General features: G+C 72.3%; 18 protein-coding genes. 7 read left to right on the top strand and 11 right to left on the bottom strand.

The genetic code is table 11. The annotated features are described in order from the left end of the window. Positions 1 to 182: 182 nt before the first annotated feature. Positions 183 to 2,417: an RICIN domain-containing protein gene (locus tag IE267_RS27450; RefSeq protein ID WP_189765066.1), complete on the top strand. Its 2,235-nt coding sequence runs from the start codon at positions 183 to 185 to the stop codon at positions 2,415 to 2,417. A 5-nt stretch (positions 2,418 to 2,422) separates the two neighbouring features. Here the strand turns inward: IE267_RS27450 and IE267_RS27445 are convergent, their stop codons facing one another. Beyond that, positions 2,423 to 2,809, bottom strand: coding sequence for a PPOX class F420-dependent oxidoreductase (locus tag IE267_RS27445; RefSeq protein WP_161245883.1), 387 nt, complete (start codon positions 2,807 to 2,809; stop codon positions 2,423 to 2,425). Between the two features lie 236 nt (positions 2,810 to 3,045). On the opposite strand from IE267_RS27445, the gene IE267_RS27440 reads away from it, so the two are divergent. Further along, positions 3,046 to 4,080: a methyltransferase gene (locus IE267_RS27440; RefSeq protein WP_189765065.1), complete on the top strand. Its 1,035-nt coding sequence runs from the start codon at positions 3,046 to 3,048 to the stop codon at positions 4,078 to 4,080. Between the two features lie 36 nt (positions 4,081 to 4,116). On the opposite strand, the gene IE267_RS27435 is transcribed toward IE267_RS27440, so the two are convergent. The 4 genes from IE267_RS27435 to IE267_RS27420 all read right to left on the bottom strand — a co-directional run bounded on the left by IE267_RS27435 (position 4,117) and on the right by IE267_RS27420 (position 6,582). Beyond that, positions 4,117 to 4,587: a hypothetical protein gene (locus IE267_RS27435; RefSeq protein ID WP_167160124.1), complete on the bottom strand. Its 471-nt coding sequence runs from the start codon at positions 4,585 to 4,587 to the stop codon at positions 4,117 to 4,119. A gap of 83 nt (positions 4,588 to 4,670) precedes the next feature. Further along, positions 4,671 to 5,111, bottom strand: a complete 441-nt coding sequence (locus tag IE267_RS27430) for a hypothetical protein (RefSeq protein WP_189765064.1) — start codon at positions 5,109 to 5,111, stop codon at positions 4,671 to 4,673. Positions 5,112 to 5,148: 37 nt separating this feature from the next. Then, positions 5,149 to 5,889, bottom strand: a complete 741-nt coding sequence (locus tag IE267_RS27425) for an SDR family oxidoreductase (RefSeq protein WP_167160128.1) — start codon at positions 5,887 to 5,889, stop codon at positions 5,149 to 5,151. A gap of 216 nt (positions 5,890 to 6,105) precedes the next feature. Further along, a complete protein-coding gene (locus tag IE267_RS27420) occupies positions 6,106 to 6,582 on the bottom strand; it encodes a MarR family winged helix-turn-helix transcriptional regulator (RefSeq protein WP_167160130.1) in 477 nt (158 codons plus the stop codon). A 134-nt stretch (positions 6,583 to 6,716) separates the two neighbouring features. On the opposite strand from IE267_RS27420, the gene IE267_RS27415 reads away from it, so the two are divergent. Beyond that, a complete protein-coding gene (locus IE267_RS27415; RefSeq protein WP_167160132.1) occupies positions 6,717 to 7,133 on the top strand; it encodes an organic hydroperoxide resistance protein in 417 nt (138 codons plus the stop codon). Positions 7,134 to 7,150: 17 nt separating this feature from the next. Here the strand turns inward: IE267_RS27415 and IE267_RS27410 are convergent, their stop codons facing one another. The 4 genes from IE267_RS27410 to IE267_RS27395 all read right to left on the bottom strand — a co-directional run bounded on the left by IE267_RS27410 (position 7,151) and on the right by IE267_RS27395 (position 11,888). Next, positions 7,151 to 8,104 (bottom strand): NAD-dependent epimerase/dehydratase family protein, encoded by a 954-nt coding sequence (locus IE267_RS27410; protein WP_189765063.1) that lies wholly within the window; start codon positions 8,102 to 8,104, stop codon positions 7,151 to 7,153. A 231-nt stretch (positions 8,105 to 8,335) separates the two neighbouring features. Further along, the gene (locus IE267_RS27405) at positions 8,336 to 9,844 is read right to left on the bottom strand and encodes an MFS transporter (RefSeq protein ID WP_189765062.1); all 1,509 of its coding nucleotides are present in this window, start codon (positions 9,842 to 9,844) and stop codon (positions 8,336 to 8,338) included. A 136-nt stretch (positions 9,845 to 9,980) separates the two neighbouring features. Continuing rightward, positions 9,981 to 11,525 (bottom strand): carboxylesterase/lipase family protein, encoded by a 1,545-nt coding sequence (locus IE267_RS27400; protein WP_189765061.1) that lies wholly within the window; start codon positions 11,523 to 11,525, stop codon positions 9,981 to 9,983. 156 nt (positions 11,526 to 11,681) lie between these two features. Then, complete coding sequence (locus tag IE267_RS27395) at positions 11,682 to 11,888, bottom strand: hypothetical protein (RefSeq protein WP_161245873.1); 207 nt, start codon at positions 11,886 to 11,888, stop codon at positions 11,682 to 11,684. 411 nt (positions 11,889 to 12,299) lie between these two features. On the opposite strand from IE267_RS27395, the gene IE267_RS27390 reads away from it, so the two are divergent. After that, positions 12,300 to 13,622: a serine hydrolase domain-containing protein gene (locus IE267_RS27390; RefSeq protein WP_189765060.1), complete on the top strand. Its 1,323-nt coding sequence runs from the start codon at positions 12,300 to 12,302 to the stop codon at positions 13,620 to 13,622. A gap of 66 nt (positions 13,623 to 13,688) precedes the next feature. Here IE267_RS27390 and IE267_RS27385 read toward each other — a convergent pair whose 3' ends face one another. After that, positions 13,689 to 15,428 (bottom strand): outer membrane protein assembly factor BamB family protein, encoded by a 1,740-nt coding sequence (locus IE267_RS27385; protein WP_189765059.1) that lies wholly within the window; start codon positions 15,426 to 15,428, stop codon positions 13,689 to 13,691. A 181-nt stretch (positions 15,429 to 15,609) separates the two neighbouring features. Here IE267_RS27385 and IE267_RS27380 point away from each other — a divergent pair, with 181 nt between their 5' ends. Beyond that, a complete protein-coding gene (locus IE267_RS27380; RefSeq protein ID WP_308428855.1) occupies positions 15,610 to 16,503 on the top strand; it encodes a hypothetical protein in 894 nt (297 codons plus the stop codon). Positions 16,504 to 16,560: 57 nt separating this feature from the next. Here the strand turns inward: IE267_RS27380 and IE267_RS27375 are convergent, their stop codons facing one another. Continuing rightward, on the bottom strand, positions 16,561 to 18,345 hold the full coding sequence (locus IE267_RS27375; protein ID WP_167160145.1) for a M4 family metallopeptidase: 1,785 nt from the start codon (positions 18,343 to 18,345) through the stop codon (positions 16,561 to 16,563). A 399-nt stretch (positions 18,346 to 18,744) separates the two neighbouring features. On the opposite strand from IE267_RS27375, the gene IE267_RS27370 reads away from it, so the two are divergent. Continuing rightward, on the top strand, positions 18,745 to 22,509 hold the full coding sequence (locus tag IE267_RS27370; RefSeq protein WP_189765058.1) for an nSTAND1 domain-containing NTPase: 3,765 nt from the start codon (positions 18,745 to 18,747) through the stop codon (positions 22,507 to 22,509). A gap of 192 nt (positions 22,510 to 22,701) precedes the next feature. Beyond that, on the top strand, positions 22,702 to 23,589 hold the full coding sequence (locus IE267_RS27365) for a C40 family peptidase (protein WP_189765057.1): 888 nt from the start codon (positions 22,702 to 22,704) through the stop codon (positions 23,587 to 23,589). The last annotated feature ends 157 nt before the right edge of the window (positions 23,590 to 23,746 follow it).

The following is a 23,746-nucleotide window of genomic DNA, read 5'->3' as shown; positions in this document are numbered from 1 at the left end:
CCATCGGAACTTCTTCCGTACCTGAACTCTTGACGGGTCCGCCGGGTCCTCCTAACTTCACACCTTGAAGAAAGCCATGAACCCCACGCGTCACTCGTGACGCCCCCGTGCAGTCCCTGGTTCGTAACTCCTCCCGTACACCCCCCACTTACTCCGTGCACCCCGCGGTACAGGAGAGACGTATGAGAACTTCCGGATCACCCCGGCCCCCGGTTCCTCCCGGGGTCCCGCGCCGCGCCACCCCCACCGTCCCGCTGCTCGCCCTGGGCGCCCTGCTCGCCTCCCTGGTGTCGGCGACCGCACTCGCCCCCGCGGCGCACGCCGCCGACCTGCCGTCCGGCTGGGTCACCGTGGCCGCCAGGAACAGCGGCAAGTGCGTGGACGCGGCCGCGGCCGGCACCGCCGACGGCACGGCGGTCCAGCAGTACGCCTGCAACGCGAGCGCCGCACAGCAGTGGCAGTTCCAGGCGGCCGGTGACGGCTATGTCCGCGTCAACAACCGGAACGACGCGAGCAAGGCCTGGGACGTCACCGACGTGTCGACCGCCGACTCGGCGCCGATCCAGCTGTGGACGTACGGCGGCGGAGCCAACCAGCAGTGGCTGCCGGTCCAAGAGGCGGGCGGCGCCTACCACTTCGTGAACCGCAACAGCGGCAAGTGCCTCGACGTGCCGAGTGCCTCGACCGCCGACGGCGCCCGCCTGCAGCAGTACGCATGCAACGGGAGCGCGGCCCAGTCCTTCGCCCTGGACTCCGCGAACGGACCCCAACCACCTTCGGGCACACCGGACTTCGGGCCCAACGTCTCCGTCTTCGACCCGTCGATGTCCGCCTCCGCCATCCAGGGCAGACTCAACCAGGTCTTCGCCCAGCAGGAGAAGAACCAGTTCGGCGCGCAGCGCTTCGCCCTGCTCTTCAAGCCCGGCACCTACAACGCCGACGCCAACGTGGGCTTCTACACCCAGGTCGCCGGGCTCGGGCTCTCCCCGGACGACGTCACCATCAACGGCGCCGTGCACGCCGAGGCCGACTGGTTCCAGGGCAACGCCACCCAGAACTTCTGGCGCTCCGCGGAAAACCTGTCGGTCAACCCCACTGGTGGCAGCGACCGTTGGGCCGTGTCGCAGGCGGCCCCCTACCGCCGGATGCACGTGCGGGGCGACCTCCAGCTCGACGACGGCGGCTGGTCGAGCGGCGGCTTCATCGCCGACTCGAAGATCGACGGACAGGTGCGCTCCGGCTCCCAGCAGCAGTGGCTCTCGCGCAACACACAGTGGGGCAGCTGGAACGGCTCCAACTGGAACATGGTGTTCGTCGGCGACGTCAACGCTCCCGCCAACACCTTCCCCAACCCGCCCTACACCACGGTCGCGCAGTCACCCGTGACCCGCGAGAAGCCGTTCCTGTACGTGGACGGCGCGGGCGCGTACAAGGTGTTCGTACCGGCCCTGCGGACCAACACCCAGGGCACGGCCTGGTCGGGCGGCAACCAGCCCGGCAGCTCGCTCGGCATCGACACCTTCTTCATCGTGAAGCCGGGCGCCACCGCCACCGACATCAACCAGGCACTCGCCCAGGGCAAGAACCTGCTGTTCACACCCGGCGTCTACCACCTCGACCAGACCCTGAACGTGAACCGGGCCGACACCGTCGTGCTCGGCCTCGGGCTCGCCACGCTGATCCCCGACAACGGCATCACCGCGATGAACGTGGCCGACGTCGACGGCGTGAACGTGGCCGGTCTGCTCATCGACGCGGGCACCACCAACTCCGGGACGCTGATGCGGGTCGGCCAGAGCGGGGCGAGCGCCCGGCACACCGCCGACCCGACCTCCCTGCACGACGTGTTCTTCCGCATCGGCGGCGCCGGGGTCGGCAAGGCGACCCAGAGCCTCGTCGTCAACAGCTCCGACGTCATCGGCGACCACATGTGGCTGTGGCGCGCCGACCACGGCAGCGGCGTCGGCTGGTCCAGCAACACCGCCGCCAACGGGCTCGTCGTGAACGGCACCGACGTCACGATGTACGGCCTGTTCGTCGAGCACTACCAGCAGCATCAGGTCATCTGGAACGGCAACGGCGGCCGCACCTACTTCTTCCAGAACGAGATGCCCTACGACCCGCCGGACCAGGGGTCCTGGATGAACGGCTCGACCCGCGGCTACGACGCCTACAAGGTGGCGAGCAGCGTGACCAGCCACCAGGCGTGGGGGCTCGGCAGCTACTGCTACTTCAGCTCCAACCCCTCGGTGGTGGCCGAGCGGGCCTTCGAGGCGCCGGCCGCGTCCGGAGTCCGCTTCCACGACATGGTGACGGTCTCCCTCGGCGGCACCGGCACCATCAACCACGTCATCAACAACAGCGGAGGGCCCTCCAACTCCGCCGGCAACGTGGCCGACCTGGTCTCGGGCCCCTAGGCCCGTCAGTCGTCGAGGGTGATCCGGACGGCCACCGTGCCCGTCGCGCCGCGCCGCAGCCGGCTGCCGAGCAGGGTGAGCCGTCCGATCACGCCGTACTTGCGGCGCAGCAGCGCCCGGGCGGCCTCGGCGGCCGCCGGGTCGCCGATCACCGCGGTCGCGGGATGCGGCTCACCCGTCGGATTGCCGCGCACGTCGCAGGGGCCGACCAGCACATCGGACCGGTTGCGGATGCGCTTGACCTTCCAGGAGTCGGCGACCGTCCAGATCACCAGGGCGTCGCCGTCCCGGACCACCCACACCGGGGTGGCGACGCCCGTGCCGTCCTTCTTGTACGTCGTGACGAGCAGGTACTTGCCGGCGCCGAGCCGGTTCAGTACTTCGGTGGGCATGGCGCCGTCCCTGTGGTTCGCGCGGAAGTCGGAAGGCCCTTTCTAGCAGGTGGACGCCGGCGGTGGACCGCGCCGGACGCCGGAGCGCCCCCCCCGGAAGGTGCGCGACCGGAAGGCGGCCAGACGGCCCGTGCGCCCGGCCGAAACCCGCACCCGGACGCGGCACGCGCTGCGACCATGGGACGGCAGACCTCTGGCGTGACAGAGGCCACCTCGCGTGACGACAGGAGCGACCGTTGGCGACCAGCTCGGACCACCCCCTGCACCCCACCGGCTCCACCGGCCCCTCGCCCCTCAACGGGCTGTTGTACGGACACATCTATTCGGCCGCGGTACGGGCCGTGGCGGTGCACCGCATCGCGGACCGCCTCGCCGACGGCCCCCGTACCGTCGAGGAGCTCGCCCAGGACTCCGGACTGCACGCGGATTCCCTGCGGCGCGTCCTGCGGCTGCTCGCGATGCACGGTCTTTTCAGCCAGGACGAGAAGGGCGCCTTCGGCCTCACCGAGGCGGGGCGTCCGCTGCGTTCGGACGTCCCCGGATCGCAGCACGCGGCGGCCCTGTTCATCACCGACGAGATGCTCCGCCGCGCCTCCTACGGCATCACCGACATCCTGCGCACGGGGGAGACCCCGTTCGAAGTCGCCTACGGGCGCCCGTTCTTCGAGCACCTGGCGGCCACCCCCGACGCGCGTGACCTCTTCGACGCCGGGATGGCCTCGCTGTCCGGCCGGGTCGTGGAGCTCGTCGCGGACAGCTACGCGTTTCCCGACGGCGGGACCGTCGTCGATGTCGGCGGCGGCCGGGGCGGCTTCCTGCACGCGGTGCTGAGCCGCGAACCCGGCCTGAACGGCGTGCTGTTCGACCGCCCGGACACCGTGTCCGACCACCTCCTCGACACCGCGGAGCTGACCGGGCGCTGGAGTGTCGTGGGGGGCGACTTCTTCTCGGAGGTCCCGGCCGGGGGAGACCTCTATCTGCTCAAGAACATCCTGCACGACTGGGACGACGAGGACTGCCTGCGCATCCTGGGAGCCATCCGCGGGGCCGCCGCCCCCGGCACGCGGCTCCTCGTGGTGGACGCGGTCCTGCCCGACAACGGCGACCCGCACCCCGCCGTCGAACTGGACATGATCATGCTGATGGTGCTGAAGGGCAGGGAGCGCACGGCCGCGGAGTTCGAGAGCCTGCTGACCCGGTCCGGCTTCCGTCCGAACCGTGTGCTTCCCACTCCGTCGCTGCCGTCGATCATCGAGGCGGAGGCGGTGTGAACGTGCCCGGCCGCTCGTTCCCGGGATGGCCGGTCGCTACAACCCCACGGTCAGATTGCGGACGTACAGGGCGACGAGGCCGAGCACGGCGAGGATGACGAGCCAGGAGGTGAGGCCGGTGTGCCGATTCCCGCGCGCCGGCCTTGCCGTCCGTCCCGTCCTCGCCTTCCGTGGTCTCCCGGACTTCGGCGCTCGCGCGGCGCCACGGGGTGCGGGCCCCGTGGCGGTCTCCGCGAGCAACCTCCGGCAGACGGCGGCGAGTTCGGCCCTGTCGACGGCGAGACTGGCCACCGTCTCCGATCGGGCCGGGGCGGTGGTGCCGCCGTCCAGGATCCGGCCGGCCCGGATCAGCACCTGGTCCCTGCCACCGGTGGGGGAGAGGCTGATCCAGCGTTCGACATGGGAGCCCCGGATGACCACGGTGCCCGAACGCTCGCGGTACAGCGTGTGCTCCCGCCACAACAGCTCGGCCAACTCGCCTGCTGTCTCCCGTAGTTGCGCGCTCATGCCGCTTTCCCCCACACCCCTGGACAATCGAACAAGCATCGCACTCTAGCGGCAGCCGGGGTGACGTGCGAACCGGTGGTGGATCACCCCGGTGGTTCGACTTCCAGGTAGTGGTGCCGGCGCGGCCCGCGGTACTCCAGCGCCACCCAGCCCAGCGCCCGCAGTGCTTCGGCGCACCGCCGCAGCGCCTCGTTGGCCGTGTACTCGGCGCCGCTGCCGGGCGGGCCCAGCCACTCGACGCGTACCGACCGGGAGTCGTTCCCGGCGCCGACCCGGTAACCCGTGGCGCACCGCGTGCCCTCGGCATCGACGCCGGAGGCCTCGATGCCCGCCGCCTCCAGGGCCAGCGCGACGGCCCGCACCGGCCGGAGCCGCTCCCACTCGGCGGGGCCCGAACTTCCCATGACCCGGCGGATGTTCACCAGGCCGTCGAAGGCGGTGCGCACGGCGGCCGCGCGCTCGCCACCCCGTGCGACGGGCCCGTCCCCCGTGGCCGCCTCGAACGGCGCAGCCGTACTGCTCATCTGACGCCCCCTCACTTCGCTGTGCCGACAGGCCGGTTCACCGGCCGCCGGAGACCCGCAGGACCGCGCCGGTGGTGTACGAGGCGTCGGGCGACAGGAGCCAGGAGACGGCCGCCGCGATCTCGGACGCCCGGCCGGGACGGCCGAGCGGGATGCTGTCGGCCATCCTGGCCGGGCGCCCGGGGTCGCCCATCGTGGCGTGCATGTCGGTGTCGATCAGGCCGGGCGAGACCGCGTTGACCCGGATGCGATCCTGGCCGAGCTCCTTGGACAGGCCGATCGTCAGCGTGTCGGTGGCCGCCTTGGACGCCGCGTAGTGGACGTAGTCGCCGGGGCTGCCGAGCGTGGCGGCGGCGGAGGAGATGTTGACGATGGCGCCGCCACCCGAGGCGGCCATGTCGCGGGCGGCGCGACGACAGCAGAGCAGATAGCCGAGCAGGTTCACGTCCAGAACCCGGCGCAGGTCCTCGGTGCGGGCGTCGGCGAGACGGGTGAGGGGGCCCGTGACACCGGCGTTGTTGACCAGGCCGGTCACCGGCCCCAGTTCCGCCGCCGCGGTGTCGAACAGCCGCTCCACGTCCGCCTCCTGGGAGGTGTCGGCCCGCACCGTGACGCAACGGACCCCCGCGGCGAGCACCGCCTCGGCCGCTTCCCGCGCGGCCCGTTCGTTGCTGACGTACCCGAGGACCAGGTCGTGCCCGTCGGCGGCGAGGCGGGCGCAGGTCGCCGCTCCGATGCCCCGGCTGCCGCCTGTGACGATGGTGACCGGACGTGCCATGTGCTGTCTCCTGTGCTGGTTCGGGTGTCCCGCGCGCCACCACCAAGTCCTACCGCACGAGCGGCGGACCGGCGCGGGGCCCCCTCACCCCGCACCCTCGGGTCACGCCGTACGCCGCCAGGAGGCGAGCCACCGCTCGTGACGCTCCCGCACGACCCGGTCGTCCCGCCCGGCCGGGCCGAACCGTGTGGGGCGCGCACATGAGTTTGGGCCGGGCTATGGGTGGGCCGCCGCCGCGGCGTCGAGGCCCTCGGTCAGTGTGGCCAGCAGGGTGCGCAGGGTGTGGAAGTCCTCCGGGGGGAGGTTGACGGCCCGTGCGATGTGCTGCGGCACCACCCGCGCGCGCTCCCGCAGGTCCGTGCCCTGCCCGGTGAGCCGGATGGTGACGGACCGCTCGTCCGCCCTGCTGCGGTGCCGCTCGACGAAGCCCGCCGACTCCAGCCGCTTGAGCAGCGGCGACAGCGTTCCCGAGTCCAGCCGCAGCTTCTCGCCGATGCTCTTGACCGGCAGCTCGCCGTGCTCCCAGAGCGTCAGCATCACGAGGTATTGCGGATACGTCAGACCGAGGTCCTTCAGGAGCGTGCGGTAGACGCCGTTGAAGGCGCGTGAGGCCGCGTGCAGCGAAAAGCAGAGCTGGAGGTCGAGCCGCAGATAGTCCTCGTCGTGCGTGCGGGCAGGGGGCGTGGTCACCATGCGCCCAGGCTAACACCGCACCATTTAGTTGTGCACAACTTAATTGTGTGCTTCAGTTGGTCTCGGGCAGCCGAGGCTTCCCGGTGCGAGGCAGAACCGCCTCCGCATCGACGGACACGAGAGGAACCGATCCCATGGACGCGCTCTACACCGCAGTGGCGACCGCCAACGGCCGCGAGGGCCGCACGGTCAGCTCCGACGGCCGGCTCGACCTGCCGCTCGCCTTCCCGCCGGCCCTCGGGGGCAACGGCCAGGGGACCAACCCCGAACAGCTCTTCGCCGCCGGGTACGCGGCCTGCTTCGCCAGCGCCATGGGCTCGGTGGCTCGCCAGCTGAAGCTCGACGTCAAGGACGTCTCGGTGACCGCCGAGGTCGGCATCGGCAAGGACCCGGCCGACGGCGGCTTCGGCATCGGCGTCGTCATGCGCGTCGAGCTGCCCGGGCACCTGGAGGGCGAGAGCGGCGAGAAGCTCGTCGAACTGACCCACGCCGCCTGCCCCTACTCCAAGGCCACCCGGGGCAACATCCCGTTCGAGATCGTCATCGAGTAGTTCTCCGCGGGCCGCGGTCAGGCCTGCCCGGCCAGCAGGCCGCGGTACCAGGCGAGCGTGGCATCGAGGGTGTCGCCGAGCGCGACCGGTGCCGTGCGGAACGCGGCCTCGAAGGCGCCCGAGTCCATGATCTGCGGCTCGGTGTGCTGGTAGAACATCTCGGCGTACGCGCCCATGAAGACCTCGTCGAACGGGCCGAAGGGGCGGGGCGCGTCCAGCGTGACGACCTTCAGCGCGCGGCCCACCCGGTCCTCGATCATGGCGAGGACCTCGCGGGTGGTGCGGGCCGGCGCCGTCGGGAGGTGCCAGACGCGGCCGTCCCCGTGCGGGCTCTCGCCGAGCGTGGCGAGCCCGGCCGCGACCGCGCGGATGTCGGTGTAGCTGTGCGGCAGATCGATGTCGCCCAGGGTCAGGACCTCGCCTCCCGTCAGCGCGCCGGGGAAGACCGCCGCGCCGAGCGTCGAGTTGAGGACCCCGGGGCCGACGAAGTCGGCGGACCGGCCGAGCACGACCGACGCGCGCTCCTCGCGGTGCGCGGTCAGATAGATCTCGTCGAGCTCGGCACGCATCCGGCCCTTGTCGGTGGTCGCCCGCCAGGGCGTGTCCTCGGTCATCACCTCGCCGTGCGTCTCGCCGTACGGGTAGAGGGTGTCGAGCACGACCAGGCGCGCGCCCTCCGCCTCCACGGCGCCCAGTACGGCCCGCTGGACCCGGGGCATGACCTCGACCTGGAGCTGATAGGCGACGTTCACGCAGTGGTAGACGACGCCGGCGCCGCGGATGGCGGCGGCGGCCCCCTCGGGCGTCGATACGTCGCCCCGCACGCGGTCGACTCCCGCCGTCGCGGCGCCCGTTCCGGACCGGTCGACGAGCCGGACCGGGTGCCCGCGGCGGGCGAGCTCGGTGGCGAGGGCGGTGCCCGCCGGACCCGATCCGAGGACCACGTGAAGGTTGGTTTCGGTGTGTGCCATGACGAATCCCCTCCCGGCCGGGGCGCGGTCGCGCCCGGCGGTGTTATGTGCAGTGCCGTTAGTTAGAGACTGTAACGCCCGTGAGGGATCGACGCAATGACGTGATGCTGCCGCTTGCGGTGGGCGGGCGCTGCGCGGCCCAGGGGCCGCACGCGGGCATGCGAAAGCGGGCGGGGGCTCACGCCCTCCGCCCGCCGAAATGCGCCCCGCCTCCTGCGAGGCAGGGCCGTCCTACGTCGCCGGTGCCCCCGGCGGCGTCGTGCCCTCGCCCGCCGCTGCGACCCGCGCCGACAGCGGCGCGGCGATGTCCTCCAGGGACTTGCCCTCGGCGTCGATCGCCAGGAAGGCGGCCACCACTCCCGCCGCCGTCATCAGGGCCGCCCCGATGCTGAAGGCGATCACGGCATCACTCACCACCCCGCTGGAGGTCAGCGCGGAGAACACCAGCGGGCCCGAGATGCCGCCCGCGGCGGTCCCGATGGCGTAGAAGAGGGCGATCGCCATCGCGCGCGTCTCCATCGGGAAGATCTCGCTCACCGTGAGGTAGGCGGAGCTGGCGCCCGCCGACGCGAAGAACAGCACCACGCACCAACAGGCCGTCATCGTGGTCGAGTTGAGCCACCCCTGGGCGAAGAACCAGGCGGTGACGAAGAGCAGCAGACCCGACAGCACATACGTCCCGGCGATCATCTTCCGTCGGCCCACGGTGTCGAACAGCTTCCCGAGCAGCAGCGGACCGAGGAAGTTGCCGAAGGCGATGACGGCGAAGAAATAACCCGTCGTGCCGCTCGGGACGTCGAAGAACTTCACCAGGATCGAGCTGAATCCGAACGTGATCGCGTTGTACAGGAACGCCTGTCCGATGAACAGGGAGAACCCGAGCACGGCCCGCTTGGGGTAGGACTTGAAAAGCGTCCGGGCGATCTCCAGGAAGCCCACGCTCGTACGCTGCTCGATGGTGATGGAGCTGCCCGGCTCGGGCAGCCGCTCGCCGGTCTCCTCCTCCACGCTGTGCTCCACGTCGTCGAGCAGTTTCTCCGCGCCCTCCTCCTTGCCGTGGATGAACATCCAGCGCGGGCTCTCCGGCACGTGCCGGCGGACCAGCAGGATCACCAGGCCGAGCACCACGCCGAGTGCGAAGGTGAGGCGCCACCCGATGTCCTTGGGCAGCAGGTCGGTGTTGAGGGCGAGCACCGAGAGCAGTGCCCCGCCCATCGCGCCCAGCCAGTAGCTGCCGTTGATGATGAGGTCCACCCGGCCGCGGTATTTGCTGGGGATCAGCTCGTCGATCGCCGAGTTGATGGCCGCGTACTCGCCACCGATGCCGAAGCCGGTGAGGAAGCGGAACAGGAAGAACCACCACGCGGTGAAGGACAGTGCGGTCATCGCGGTCGCGGCGAGATAGACCGCGAGCGTGACCAGGAACAGCTTCTTGCGCCCGAACCGGTCGGTCAGCCAGCCGAAGAACAGGGCGCCCGCACAGGCACCGGCCACATACAACGCGGCGCCCAGGCCGGTGACCTGGGAGTCGCTGATGGCGAGCCCGCTGCCGGGCTCCGAGAGCCGGCTCGCGATGTTGCCGACGACGGTGACCTCGAGACCGTCCAGGATCCACACGGTGCCCAGGCCGATCACGATCATCCAGTGCCAGCGTGACCAGGGGAGCCGGTCCAGTCTGGCCGGCACGGAGGTGGTGATCGTCCGTGGCCCCGGCCCGGGGCCCTGCACCGCATTGCTCATGAGCTGTCTCCTGCCGCCGGGAGCCGAAACCGCACCTGCCGGACGCGTGTACCCGGCGTGCACCGGACATACTCCCCGCAACCCCCCGCGCCCGGCCGCACCCGGCGGATGCGGCGCGCCCCCCGGCGGGCCGCTCTCAGGAGGCGGCCACGGAGTCCGTTTCCGTGCTCAACTCCAGTGCGGCGAAGTCGTGTTCGGCCCAGATGCGACGTGAGGGCTCCTCTGGGTACGGCACGGTGTTCGGTTCGGCGGCGAACACCCGGGTCAGCCGTTCGCCGGTGCCCAAGGGCGCCCAGCCGGGATCGCCGTGGGCCGCGAACGCGGTCCACGCCCGGCCCATCGCGTCCGAGACCGCCCACGCCTGGGCGGGCGGCTCCTCGCCGAGCGCCAGGGTGGCGATCCCGCCGAGCAGGTTGCCGAACACCAGCGGCACGTCCAGGCCGTGGCAGGCGCCGAGCGCACCGCCGAACGCGGGCGCCGGCCAGGCCAGTTCGTAGAGATACGCGGTGCCGCCGCCCGCCACATGGGCCTCGGCCAGGTGCAGGCTGGGCATCCGGAACAGCCAGTCCGACATGACCAGGGTCTGGAGCGTGGTCGGGTCCGCGTCCGGGTGGGCCGCCCGGTAGGCCGCCGCGCCCCCGGCCCCGGGCGCGAAGCGCGACAGCGTGGTGTCGGCCTCCTCCCGCGTGATCCTTCCGGCACGTCCCGACATGACCGTGAACAGCTGTGCCTCGTCCCGGTTGTGACCCACCATCAGCTCCACGTCCCGGCTCCGGCCGTCGCGCAGCACCTCCCAGGGGGAGCCGGGCAGCACCTCGCCGTCGGCCACCGGAGAGAACGGCAGATGGGCGTGGGCGATCCGGCCCCAGCGCGCCGCGCGCCCGTTGATCCCGCCGAGCACGGCGTCCGCCGCGTCCCGCAGTGCCTTGGGTGCGACCGGGGCCAGCGCGTCCAGGGTCGCGGGCAGACCGAGCTCCGCGGCCACGCTCGCGCCGACGTCCGCGGCGAGCGCCGGGCTGAAGACCGACCCGGGCACGCTCTGGGCCACCGCCCGGCAGAACAGGCCGGCGGCTCTCGGCATCGCGAGCAGCGCGGCGATCGCCCCGGCGCCCGCCGATTCGCCGAAGACGGTCACCCGGTGCGGGTCGCCGCCGAACCCCGCGATGTTGTCGCGTACCCATTCGAGCGCGGCGACCTGGTCGAGGAGGGCCCGGTTGGGCACCGCACCCTCGAAGTGGCCGTACCCCTCCGCGCCGATCCGGTGGTTGAACGTCACGACGACCGCACCCCGGCGGGCCAGCGCGGCGCCGTCGTACGTGGGGCCCTCGGAGGAGCCGACCAGGTAGGCCCCGCCGTAGATCCACACCATGACCGGCAGTCGGGCCGTCGCGGCCGGGTCGGGGGACCACACGTTCACCGTCAGCCACTCGTCCGAGTCGTCAGCGTCTTCGGGCCCGTTGCCGAACCCGAGTCCGAGGGACTGCGGGGGAGTGGGCCCGAACGAGACCGCTTCACGCACGCCCTCCCACGGCAGGGCGGGTGCCGGCGGGGCCAGGTGCAGGGGGCCGACGGGCGGCTGGGCGAACGGAATGCCGCGGAAGACGGCCATGCCGTCCGCCATCCGTCCGCGGACGCAACCGGCGGTGGTACGGATCTCGGGTGCGCGGGCGGGCTCGGTCATGTGATGTCCCCTCTCGGCGGCGGGACTCCACGATACGGAGCCGGGGACGGGAAGGGGGGATGCGGTTTCGGGTTGGTGGTCCGTCAACTCGCCTTTGTCCCGGTCCACTTCGGGCGGCGGCGGGCGGGTGGCTCCTCCGCCCGCCGTGTGGCCCGGCTACGGGGTTTCGCGCAGGTACAGCGCGCCGCAGGTGTGACAGAAGGGGTGGGCCGTCTCCGTCCCCCAGGCGTCGTCGGACTGTTCGTCCGCACCCGGGTCCAACTCGCGTCCGCACATGGTCAGTTGCTCGTCGCCGCGGACCATGTGCCATTCCTTGAGGGTGTCGCCGTCGGGGAGTTTCTCGGCAACGATGCGATGACGCACTGGTGGCTCCTCTGCCGTCTCGGACTGCCCCCGGCCGCCCGGCCGCGGACGCCGGGTGGACCCCGGCGTTTCGACACTGTCACCGGTACCACGCCGACGCATGCGGAACACCTCCCGGAGGTGACACCGCGCCGGGCCGGGCCGGACCGCCTCCGACGCCCCGACGAAGGCCTCGCGCGGCGGCCTCGGTCGGCGGCCTCGCGCGGCGGCCCGGCCCGTCACGGCGGCCGGGACCCGCCCGGCCCTGCTCGACGGCGCGGCGCATCACGTGGCGGAGACCGGCTCCTCCGTTCGATGCACCCGTGCGGGAACAGCATCGTGCCCGCGAAGGATTTGCCCGGCTCGGGCCCCTTGCGAGAGTTGGGTCCAGCTCGCCTGCCTCACCCGTTCGCGGGCCGAAGGGAAGACCCCATGTCCTTGTCCCGCCCGGACCGCCGTCGCACACGCCTCGCCGCGATCACCGCCGCACTGGTGATGGCCCTGCCGGCGGCCGCCGTCCCGGCCCGGGCCGCGTCCGCCCCGTCACCGGTGGCCGTCGCCGCGGCCCCGGACGGCCTGGACCGCGAGGCGCTGGCCGCCTCCCTCGACGCGGTCCGCGCGGCGGGCATGTACGGAGTCACGGCATCGGTCCGGGACGGTGGGCAGGAGTGGCTGGGCGCCACCGGTGTCGCCGACGTGGACACCGGGCGGCCGATGCGACCCCGGCTCCAGCACCGCGTGGGCAGCGTGACCAAGGCGTTCACCGCGGTCGCCGTGCTCCAGCAGGTCGCCGAGGACCGCATCGACCTGGACGCCCCGATCGGCCGCTATCTGCCGGAGACCGTGCCCGGCGAGCGCGGACAGGCGATCACGGTACGGATGCTTCTCGACCACACCAGCGGCATCGGGGACTACGTCCTGGGCGCCTTCCCCTCCCTCGCGCGGAACTCGGCCAAGAGCCTGGACGACCACCGGTTCCGCCACATCGGGCCCGGGAAGCTGGTCCGTATCGGCCTCGGAGCGGCGCCCACCGGCAGGCCCGGCGAGAAGTGGTCGTACTCCAACACCAACTACATCATCGCCGGGATGCTGCTCCAGAAGATCACGGGCGAGGACCCCGAGGCCTACATCACCCGCCACGTCATCAGGAAGGCCGGGCTGCGCGACACCTACTTCCCGCGCTCGGCCCATGTCCTGGGGCCGCACCCGAAGATGTACGAGTCGTACTACGGACTCGTCGACCCGCCGCGGGACTACAGCGTGCACGACATGTCGTGGGCCGGTACGGCGGCCGCGCTCGTCTCCACGACCAGCGACCTCAACGACTTCTACCGCAAGCTGCTGCGCGGCCGGCTCCTGCCCGCCGCACAGCTGCACCAGATGCAGACCACGGTGCCGGTCCCCGGCGAGCAGGGCGGCACCGCGATGCGGTACGGCCTCGGGATCTACGCCCTGGACCTGCCGTGCGGGCGGGTCTGGGGCCATGACGGGGCGGTGTTCGGGGCCGGTACCGCAGTCCTGTCCAGCGCGGACGGCACGCGCCAGATGTCCTTCGCCCACAACCTGATGAAGTATCAGAAAATTTCCCCCGGCGGGACGTTGGAGCCGCACCCGATCGACGGGGCGTTCGACGCCTTCTACCTCCAGGCGCTGTGCGGAACGAGCACGGGAGCGCGTTCGGGCAAGCCACTCGCCCCTCCGGTACCCCTGCCGCGCACCCAGGACCCGGCCGCGGCCGTGGCTGCGCGCCGCTGACCCACCCGCGGGCGACGCCCCCTCCCGGCGGACCGTCGGGGGCATCGCCCGCCGGCCGGGGCGGCGTCACCTGCCGAAGGACAGCGCGGCGTGCGACCTCAGATTCGGCCTGGAGGTCTCCACCCGGTTGTTGAGCAGGAACAGCCGCCCGCCCGACCAGGCCAGGCGCGCCGAGAAGAAGGAGCGCTGGGCGTCGGCGGCGGCCTGGGGGCTCTGCACCAGCACTTGCGGGGTCCCGCCCGTGGGGGCGAGGGCGGCGACCGCCGCCCCCATCCGGGGCCCGGCCTCCAGGTACACCACCACCTTGCCCTCCTCGACGGCGAGCGGGCGCACCGTGCGCGGCACGGACGGGCTCGCGCGCCACTTCTCCCTGCCGGTGTCGAGGTCGACGGCGACGACCTGGGTTCCCTCGGCGTTCGCAGTCCCGTCCGTCTGCGTGCCGTCGCCCCCGACGTACAGCGTCCGGGCGTCCGCCACCGCGCTGTAACAGTCCTGGAGCCGGTCGACGCTCTGCCCGAAACCGCTGCACACCCCGGGGGTCTTGAACTTCGGCTCGGTGCGGGAGCGGAGCCTGCCGTCCGCGGTGAAGGCGAGGATCTTCCAGCTCTTGCCCTCCTGCGGCAGCGCCGTCACCACGAGTGGATCCACCGAGAGCACCTGGCCGACGCGCCAGCCCTTCTCGTATGGGTAGCTCCACTTGGCCCTGCCGGTCGCCGGGTCGAGTTCCTGGAGCAGATCGCCCGGCTGGTCCTTGACGCCGGTCCCGTCGAAGCAGAACGCCACGCTGATCAGCCGGGCGCCGCCGGCGAATCCCTGGGGACTGCATCCGCCGCTGCGCCGCAGGTCGTACAGCTTGTGCCCGTCGGTCACCGAGAAGCCGGTCGCGCCCCCCGGCCAGGCGAGCGCCACGGTGTCGCCGGAGATGGCCATGTTGAGGGTGAGAGAGGAGTCGTCGGGGCGGTCCTCGGTCCTGACCGCTTTCCAGCCCGCTTTGCCGGTGGCGAGGTCGACTTGCTGGAGCAGCTTGCAGTGGGCGCCCTTGGCGTTGCTGTCAAGGAGCCCGACGACCAGCTTGTTCTGCGCGGAGGGCGTCCTTGGCACCCCGCACAGCGGAGTGCCGAAGGCGACCTTCCAGCGCTCCTTGCCGTCGGCCTCCCCGTAGCCGGTGACCTCCTTGTACATCGCCTTGACCATCACGTCACCGACCCGCCACGGGCCGTACTGCCAGGCGCCGTCCTGGGTGAGCGGGGTCTCGTTGTCGTTCAGCCAGACCCGGGCCTCGCCCGCCCGGATGCCGGCGTTGGGGTCGTAGTCGCCCCCGCCGCTGCCGGTGCCCTTGCCGTCGCCCTGGTCGACGGAGGGCGAGGCGGACGTGGTGGGCGGGGCGCTGGGCCCGGCGACCGGATCCCGGTCCCCGTGCGCCCCGCCGGTGAAGAACACCGCGCCGCCCACCATCACGAGGGCCGCCGCCAACCCGCCCAGGACCAGCCACCCACGCCTGCCCCGGAAGCGGCTCGGGCGGCCGGGCCCGGGCGGCCCGAACCCGGCTGGGCCCGGCGGCACTTGAGGCGGCCCGAAGGCGCCGGGGGGACCCGGGTGCGGCTGGGCATAGGGGTTTCCGGGGACCGGGCCCTGCCCCCGTGGCGTCGACTGCCCCTGCCCGTAGCCGGGCTGGACGGGCGGCGGTTGCCGCTGGTCCCAGGCGGACGGAGGCCCGGCGGCCCCGGGCCGGGGGTTGTCGTCGGGCCGGTTCGGCCCCCGAGGGGCGTCGGGGCGCGGCGGTTCACCGGAGTCGTGAGCGGTCATGCGACCAGTGTGACGTCCGGGGCTCGTCTTGTGCGAACGGCATCCGACGACCAATCTCAACCAGCCGTACCAGGAAGGGAGTTGGCGGTGGCCGGATTCGAACGGGCCGTGTTCCCAACGGCCGTCGCCGTCCGCATGCTCTGGCGGGACCGGGGGCGCCGCGAGAAGGGACGGGCACACGATGACGGACGAACGACGCACCGGCACGGGAGCGGCCGGCGGGGTGACCGTGGCGGAGACCGTCGCGGCGCGCGAGATGTCCCGGTTCGACGCGATCTACGACCAGCCGGACCCGCGGGCCTACTTCCAGGCACTCGGCCCACTGGGATACCGCACGCCCGGCCATGCCCAGCGGGTCTTCCGGCGACTGGGGGCGGCGCTCTCACCGGGCACGTCGGAGCCCCTCACCATGCTCGACCTGTGCTGCTCGTACGGCATCAACGCGGCCCTGCTCAACCATGAGGTGACCCTGGAAGAGCTGTACGAGCACTACACCTCGCGCGAGGCCGCCGCCATGAGCACGGCCGAACTGATCGACCGGGACCGGGGGTTCTTCCTCGCCCGCCGCCGCGACGACGAGGTGCGGGTCGTCGGGCTCGACAGCGCGGCGCGTGCCGTCGCCTACGGGCGGGCCGTCGGGCTGCTCGCGGAGGGCTTCGCCGAGAACCTGGAGGAGGCACCGCCGAGCCCGGCGCTGCGCCGCGCGGTGCGGGAGGTCCGTCTGATCACCGTCACCGGGGGCAGCAGCTTCCTGTCCCGGCGCACCTTCAGGCCGCTCCTGTGCGCGGCCCGCGGACCGGTGTGGGTCGCCGCGTTCGTCCTGCGCACCAGCTCGTACGAAGACATCGCGGGCTGTCTGGCCGGGTTCGGCCTCGCCACCGAACGGACCGCGACGACCTTCACTCAGCGCCGCTTCACCGACGATGCCGAGCGGCGCTACGCCGTCGACGCGGTGACCGCGGCGGGGCTCGACCCCGCCGGCAAGGAGTGCGACGGCTCCTTCCACACGGCCCTGCACCTGTCGCGCCCCACCAGCGACGTGGTGATGACGCCGCTGGACACCCTGGTGCCGTAGCGCGCCGGACACACCGCTGCCGCCCCACGGATCGCGGGGTGGCAGCGGCGGGTCGGGTCAGCTGCGCGCCGGGGCGTTCGCCGCGGTCACGTTGACGGCGGCCCAGGCCTTGTCCACCGTCTTGTACTCGGTGCTGCTCGCGCCGTAGAGGTCGGCGGCCGCGCTCAGCGTGGCGGTGCGGGCGTCGTGGAAGTCGGTCGTGGAGACCATGTAACGGGTGAGGGCCCGGTAGAAGATCTGCGTCGCCTTGTCCCGGCCGATGCCGGCCACCGTGGAGCCGTCGTAGGTCGGCGAGTCGTAGGCGACCGAGTTGATGGTCTTCTTGCCGCTGCCCTCGGCCAGCAGGTAGTAGGCGTGCGAGGAGACGCCGGAGCCGGCATGGACCTCGGTGTCGTACGACGCCTTCGACCAGTAGTCGACCGTGCCTTCGAGCTTGTCGAGGGACGGCTTGTCGAGGCGGCGCAGGAACTTCTGCTGGAGGCCGAGCTTCTCGCCCATCAGGTAGTTGGGCGGATTGTTCGGGTTGTTGGTGGCGAACTCGACGTTGCTGCCGAAGATGTCGGCGAGCGACTCGTTGAGCGAGCCGGGCTCGCCGAACTGGTTGTCGTTCGCGTCGACCCGGGTCGGCTGGAGGTTCGCCGTCGCGTCGACGACACCGTGGGTGAGCTCGTGGCCGGTGACGTCCAGGACGACGAGGGGCTGCGCGAACGTCTGCCCGTCACCGTCGCCGTAGAGCATGCAGCCGCAGTCCGAGGACCAGAACGCGTTGCCGACCTTGTTGCCGAAGTGCACCAGGGCGTGCGCACCCGCGCCGTCGTTCTTGATCCCGTTGCGGCCGAAGGTCTTCTTGTAGAAGTCCAGGGTGCTGGTGATCCCGTACTGCGCGTCGACGGCCGCGGTGGCGCGGTCGTTCGCCTTTCCGGTGCCCCAGCGGTTGGTGGTGCTGGTGAACGCCTTGCCTCCGGAGAACTGCTCCAGCTCCTTGTTGCCGGCGTCGCGGGTCTCGGTCTGGCCGCGGCTCGGGTCCTTCAGCGTGAACGCGCTCTTCGCCGTCTGCGTGGTGATCAGCGGAACGCTGCCGACGAACAGGGACTGGCCGGTGCCGCTCGCCTGCGCGGGGAAACCGGTCGACTTGGCGGAGGCGAGCGGGGCGGGCGTGGTGGCCGTGAGGGAGGGGTTGAGCTTCTGGCCGCTCTTGCGGAGCTTCTCCTGTACGCGGGGCGACAGGAAGGAGTCCGCGGCCGGGGTGTTGCTGAGGATCGCGCCGCTGGCAGCGTCCACGACCACGGTGCGGGCGCCGGACTCGGCGGTGGAGCTGTCGGTCACCTGGATCTGGTAGGCCAGGGCCGAGTGTCCGGCGCGGGCGTCCACCACGAGCTGAGCCGTGCCCGCGGTGCCCTTGGCGGTGGCGGCGGCCTTGGCCTCGGCCTGTCCGGCCGTCAGCTTGGCGCTGGTGGTGGCGACCTGGACCTGCTGGTGCAGCGCGCGGGTCACGCCGGTGTAGGCGGATCTCTTGTCGAGGTGGATGACCAGGTCGCCGCCGAGGACGGGCAGTCCCTGGTGCGAGCGCACGAAGCGGACGTGCTGCTTGCCGTCCGGATCGACCAGGACGTCGGTGGCCTGAAGTGTGTCGCCCTTGCCGACGCCGGTGGCGGAGGCGTGGGTGACGGCGGCGGTGCGGGCCGCGTCGATCACCGGCTGGAAACCGGCGCTCGCGGCGGGGGCGGTGACCCCCGGGGCGGCGGGTGCGGCGAGGGCCGTGGCCCCGCCTCCCGCGGTGATGGTGACGGCCGTGGTGACGGCCAGGGCTATCGCCAGGCTGCGTATGTGGGGTGTACGCACGGTGGGGGGTCCTTAGAGGTGCGGGGGCGGTCGGCTCAACAACCACCCGTACGCACGGTGCTGTTGTGCACCGCGGGGACCATGTGGTCCCGGCCGGAACCCTGCTATGCCTGGCATGAGCATGTAAAGAGGGATGATCGACTTTCTGTGCTCACGGAACCCAGATTTAACAATTGCTGGTGATCCGGGTGGCCGGAAGGTGTCCAACTTCCCGTTCACCGGCCCAGATGCAGGAACGCGTGGATCGGTTGCCTCGTCGACGCACGTTCGTTCCCTTCTCCGACGACGTTTCGGTGACTTGTCGAACGAACCCGTCTCGTACGTCCATTGCCGACCGGAACCGGACGAAGTTCGTCCTTTTCAGGCGTACGTCCCGCCCGTCACGGAAAGGTAGGGCCCGTGCCAACGGACGACGAAAAGGCCGACGGATTCGCGGCCGAACTGCGCCGCCTGCGAGGCCTGCGCAAGGTGTCCCTCACCGGTCTCGCGCGCTCGATCCACTACAGCAAGGGGTACCTCAGCAAGATCGAGAACGGTGGCAAGCCGCCCACCCTCGACATCGCCCGCCGCTGCGACGAAGCGCTGGAGGCGGGCGGAGCCCTGCTGCGCCTCGTGGCGCATCCGCCGACCGTCCCCGCGGCCCGCGCCGCGCAGGGCGGCACCGCCGAAACCGCACTGTGCCCCTATCGGGGACTCGCCGCCTACGGTCCGCAGGACGCGGAGTGGTTCTACGGCCGCGAGAGCGCCACCGCCCACCTGACCGGCCGGCTCGCCGAACGCATGGGCCGGGGGCCGCTCGCCGTGGTCGCCCCCTCGGGCGCGGGCAAGTCCTCGCTCCTGCAGGCGGGGCTGCTGCCCGCACTGCGCAGGGGAGCCCTTCCGGTCGCCGGTTCCGAACGCTGGCCGGTCGTGGTGTGCACCCCAACGGCCCACCCGCTCAAGGAACTTCTGCGGTGCGCGGCCGATGTGCTCGGCGCGGCGGGCGCGGAGCTCACCCCCGAAGCGCTGGCCGCACGGCCCGGCGCCCTGCTCGACGCCTCGGCGGCGCACGGTGGCCGGCCCGGACTCGTGCTCCTGGTCGACCAGTTCGAGGAGGCGTTCACCCTCTGCGAGGACGACCGCGAACGCCGCGGCTTCGTCGCCGTGCTGCACGCCCTGGCCACCGCACGGGACGTCGGTGACGGTACCCCGCAGGCCGCGGTCGTGGTCGGACTGCGCGCCGACTTCTGCGGCCGATGCCTGGACCACCCCCAGCTCGTGGAGGTCTTCACCCACGGCCTGTTCGCCCTCGGCCCGATGTCCGGCACCCAGCTGCGCCAGGCCATCACGGGACCCGCCGAGCGGGCCGGGCTCACCCTCGAACCCGGCCTGGTGGAGATCCTGTTGAGGGATCTCGGCACCGATTCGGCGGCCTCCGTCGGCTCCCTCCCGCTGCTCGCCCACGCGCTCCTCGTCACCTGGCAGCAGCGCACCAGCCGCACCCTCACCGTGGCCGGCTACGAGACCACCGGGGGCATCCGCGGCGCCGTCGCCCGCACCGCCGAATCCGTGTACGCCCGGCTCGACCCGGCCGAGCAGCTGATGACGCGTCAGCTCCTGGTGCGGCTCGTCCATGTGGCGGACGACAGCGCCCAGACCCGCAAGCCCGTCGAACGCGAGCTGCTCCTGCGGCAGTTGAGCGACTCCGCCGCCGGAGGCCGGGCGCTGGACGCCTTCGTGCGGGCCCGCCTCGTCACCGCGGGCAGCGAGACCGTCGAGATCACCCACGAGGCGCTGCTGCACGCCTGGCCGCGCCTGCGCGGCTGGATCGACGCCGACCGCGCGGGCCTCGTGCTGCGCCAGGAGGTCTTCGACGCCGCGACCCAGTGGGTGCGCGCGGGACGCGACCCGAGTCTGCTCTACCGCGGCGCCCGACTGGCGGCCGTGCGGGACCGGTCGCGGCACGCCTCCGACCGCAGCCAACTCGGGCCGGAGGCAAGGGATTTCCTTGCGGCGTGCGAGGCCGAGGAGGGGCGCGGAGCGCGCGTCCTGCGACGCCAGCTCCGCATCCGCCGCACCCTGCTCGTCACCCTGGGGGGCCTGCTCGCACTCGCCCTGACGGCCGGAGCCCTCGCCTTCCAGCAGAGCCGGCGGGCCCTGGACCAGAGCCGCACCGCCCGGTCACAGGCCCTCGCGGTCCGCTCGGGCGCGCTCGCGGCCGGGCAGCCCGAGGCCTCCATGCTGCTCGCCTCCGACGCCTACCGCACCGACCGCACCCCGCAGGCGCGCGGCGCCCTGCTCAGCACCCAGGCGCAGTACTTCGACGGACGGCTGCGCGGTCACGCGGGCCCCGTCAACTCCGTCGCGTTCAGCCCCGACGGCAAGACCCTCGCGTCGGCGAGCTCGGACGCCACCGTGAAACTCTGGGACACCGCGAGCCACCGGGTCACCGCCACCCTGACCGGCCACACCGGAGCGGTCACCTCCCTCGCCTACTCGGCGGACGGCGCCCGCCTCGCGACCGCCGGCGAGGACGGCACCGTACGGCTCTGGGACCCGGCGACGCACCGCACGACCGCGACCCTGACGGGGCATCGCGGAACGGTCCGCTCCGTGGCGTTCAGCCCCGACGGCCACACCCTGGTGTCCGGCGGCGTCGACCGCACCGTACGCCTGTGGGACGTGCCCGGCGGCGCCGCACGTGCGGTCCTGACCGGCCATGAAGATGCCGTGATGGCGGTCGCCTTCGGCCCCGACGGCGGCCAGGTGGCCTCCGCGTCCGCCGATCGCACCGTACGGGTATGGGATGTGACGGGCAGTCGGCCGCCGATGGTGCTCACCGGGCACAGCGACCAAGTGCTCGGCGTGGCGTTCAGCCCCGACGGCCACACCCTGGCGTCCGGCAGCGCCGACCGCACCGTACGCCTGTGGAACCTGCCCGACGGAACGGCGGGCGCCGTCCTGACCGGGCACAGCGACGACGTCAACGCGGTCGCCTTCACGCGCACCGGCGACACCGTCATCAGCGCCGGCGGCGACGGCACCCTCAAACTGTGGGACGCCGTCAATCACCGCCTCGTCACCACCCTGTCCGGCCACACCGACTACGTCCTGGCCGTCGCCGCCGGGCCCGGCGAACGCCTGGCCACCGGCGGCTTCGACCAGTCGGTGGTGCTGTGGGACCCGGGGCGCACGGCGCTCACCGCCCGGCCGTTCACCGAGGCCTGGCAGTCGGCCTTCTCGCCGGACGGCACCCTGCTGGCCTCAGCGCAGGCGGACCGCACGGTACGGGTGTGGGACGTGGTCCACCACCGGCTGCGCGCCACTTTGACCGGCCACGACGGATCGGTGTTCGCGGTGGCTTTCTCCCCGGACGGCCGCCTCATCGCCTCCGCCGGGGCCGATCGCACGGTCCGGCTCTGGGACGCGGCGACCGGGCGCCCCGAGGCGACCCTCACCGGCCACACCGGCTCCGTGTTCGCGCTGTCCTTCTCGCCCGACGGGCGCCTGCTCGCCTCCGCGAGCGCGGACCGCACCGCCGTCCTCTGGACGGTCGGCACGCGGCATCCGTACGCCACGCTCCACGGCCACGAGGACTTCGTCAACGCGGTCGCCTTCAGCCCCGACGGCCGCACCCTGGCCACCGCGAGCGACGACCTGACGGTCCGTCTGTGGAACGCGCGCGACCCCCGCGCCGAGGCGCGCTCCGTGCTGCACGGCCACACCGGCTCGGTACGCTCCGTCGCCTTCGCCCCCGACGGCCACACCTTGGCGAGCGGTGCCAACGACGGCACCGTACGCCTGTGGGACCCGGTGCGCGGCGCCCCCGCCGGCGTCCTCGCGGGCCACAGCGGCTCGGTGCGCGCGGTCGCCTTCAGCCCCGACGGAAGGACCCTCGCGAGCAGCGGCAGCGACCAGACCGTACGCCTGTGGAACCCGGCCGACGCCGAACAGCTCGCCGCCCTGAGCGGACACACCGGAGCCGTCTGGGGCGTCGCCTTCGATCCCGTGCTCCCCGGCACCCTGGCGAGCAGCAGCAACGACGGGACCGTACGGATCTGGAACACCGACGTGCCCCGTCAACAGCGCGCGGTCTGCCGTCTGTTGGGCGACACCGGCCGCGACCGCTGGGCGCGCCTGCTGCCCGATCTGCCGTACCGGCCGCTGTGCCCTGCGACCGACTGACCTGCGAAGTCCCGGTGTTTCCCCGGTGTTTCCCGTTTCCCGACGGTGCGGGCGACGCCGGGGTCCTCGACAGCGGCCCCCGCCACGGCACAGTCTCGGACCACCGCGACAGACGATCCGCCGCAACCGAGCGGCTCGCGGGCCGGCCGGGCAGCGACCCGGCACACGTACGACGAAACGGGGAACACACACATGCACCACACCCTTGCCAGAGCGAGACGGACCTTCGTCGCCGCGGGCATCGTGGCGGCCTGCGCCATCGTGCCGACCGCCCAACTCGCCTCCGCCACACCGCACTCGACGGGCAACGCCAGTCGCGCCGCGGCGGCAGCCGGCGGCTGCGACGTGCTCGCCCCCGGCGCCTCGGCGGCCGCCGAGGCCGCCGTCCGCGCCGCCTGTTCACAGCTCGGCATCTGGTACACGTGGGGCGGCGGCCACGGCCCGCAACCCGGTGCCACCTACGGGCAGGTGGACCCCACCGACCCGGCGAGCAACCACGACCCGGAGCGCCTCGGCTTCGACTGCTCGGGCCTGGTCCGGTACGCCTATGCCCGGGCGACCGGGCAGGACATCCTGGCCGGCACCGCCAACAGCCAGTACCACTCCTCCCGGGTCACCGCCCGCTTCGGCGCGGCCCAGGGGACCGGCCCGCTGCTGCCCGGCGACCTGATGGCGTGGGGCGGCGCCAACTCCATCCACCACATCGCCGTCTACCTGGGCGCGGGCAAGATGGTCGAGGCCCGCCAGTCCGGCACCCATGTGATGGTGAGCGACGTGCGCCTGGGCGGCGACTACAACGGGGCCGTACGCATCGGTGCGAGCCCCGGCCAGACCGGCAACTTCTCCACCTGGGGCACCGATGTGTGGACCCACACCGAACCGTCCACGACCAGCGCCCGCGTCAACAAGTTCGCGGGGCCGACCCTGGTGAAGGTCGGCTGCCAGAAGCACGCCCAACTCGTCGAGGCCGACGGCTACCGCAACGACGCCTGGTCGTACCTGCCGGACTACAAGGCCTGGATCACCAACATCTACATCCAGGGACCGGCCTGGCTGGACGGCGTCCCCACCTGCGCCTGACCGCCCGTCGCGGCCCGTGCCCGGCCTGGCACATGGTCCCCGACCACATGGCGCCACACACCACGTTCCCGGACGTTCCGGGTACGCCCCATGGTGCCGGAAACCACACAATGCACCCCATCCGCGCTCGTCATTCGTCACTCACTCGTAGTTCGTC

The sequence above is a fragment of the Streptomyces xanthochromogenes genome (assembly GCF_014650455.1).
Taxonomy (GTDB): Bacteria; Actinomycetota; Actinomycetes; order Streptomycetales; family Streptomycetaceae; genus Streptomyces; species Streptomyces xanthochromogenes.
This window is presented reverse-complemented; position numbering and strand designations above follow the sequence as displayed.

Excerpts from the sequence above, each read along its gene's own strand:
- IE267_RS27450 (WP_189765066.1), top strand. The coding sequence starts at position 183 with ATGAGAACTTCCGGATCACCCCGGCCCCCGGTTCCTCCCGGGGTCCCG.
- IE267_RS27390 (WP_189765060.1), top strand. The coding sequence starts at position 12,300 with ATGTCCTTGTCCCGCCCGGACCGCCGTCGCACACGCCTCGCCGCGATC.
- IE267_RS27445 (WP_161245883.1), bottom strand. The coding sequence starts at position 2,809 with ATGCCCACCGAAGTACTGAACCGGCTCGGCGCCGGCAAGTACCTGCTC.
- IE267_RS27365 (WP_189765057.1), top strand. The coding sequence starts at position 22,702 with ATGCACCACACCCTTGCCAGAGCGAGACGGACCTTCGTCGCCGCGGGC.
- IE267_RS27400 (WP_189765061.1), bottom strand. The coding sequence starts at position 11,525 with ATGACCGAGCCCGCCCGCGCACCCGAGATCCGTACCACCGCCGGTTGC.
- IE267_RS27410 (WP_189765063.1), bottom strand. The coding sequence starts at position 8,104 with ATGGCACACACCGAAACCAACCTTCACGTGGTCCTCGGATCGGGTCCG.
- IE267_RS27415 (WP_167160132.1), top strand. The coding sequence starts at position 6,717 with ATGGACGCGCTCTACACCGCAGTGGCGACCGCCAACGGCCGCGAGGGC.
- IE267_RS27435 (WP_167160124.1), bottom strand. The coding sequence starts at position 4,587 with ATGAGCGCGCAACTACGGGAGACAGCAGGCGAGTTGGCCGAGCTGTTG.
- IE267_RS27430 (WP_189765064.1), bottom strand. The coding sequence starts at position 5,111 with ATGAGCAGTACGGCTGCGCCGTTCGAGGCGGCCACGGGGGACGGGCCC.
- IE267_RS27420 (WP_167160130.1), bottom strand. The coding sequence starts at position 6,582 with ATGGTGACCACGCCCCCTGCCCGCACGCACGACGAGGACTATCTGCGG.
- IE267_RS27405 (WP_189765062.1), bottom strand. The coding sequence starts at position 9,844 with ATGAGCAATGCGGTGCAGGGCCCCGGGCCGGGGCCACGGACGATCACC.
- IE267_RS27385 (WP_189765059.1), bottom strand. The coding sequence starts at position 15,428 with ATGACCGCTCACGACTCCGGTGAACCGCCGCGCCCCGACGCCCCTCGG.
- IE267_RS27380 (WP_308428855.1), top strand. The coding sequence starts at position 15,610 with ATGACGGACGAACGACGCACCGGCACGGGAGCGGCCGGCGGGGTGACC.
- IE267_RS27425 (WP_167160128.1), bottom strand. The coding sequence starts at position 5,889 with ATGGCACGTCCGGTCACCATCGTCACAGGCGGCAGCCGGGGCATCGGA.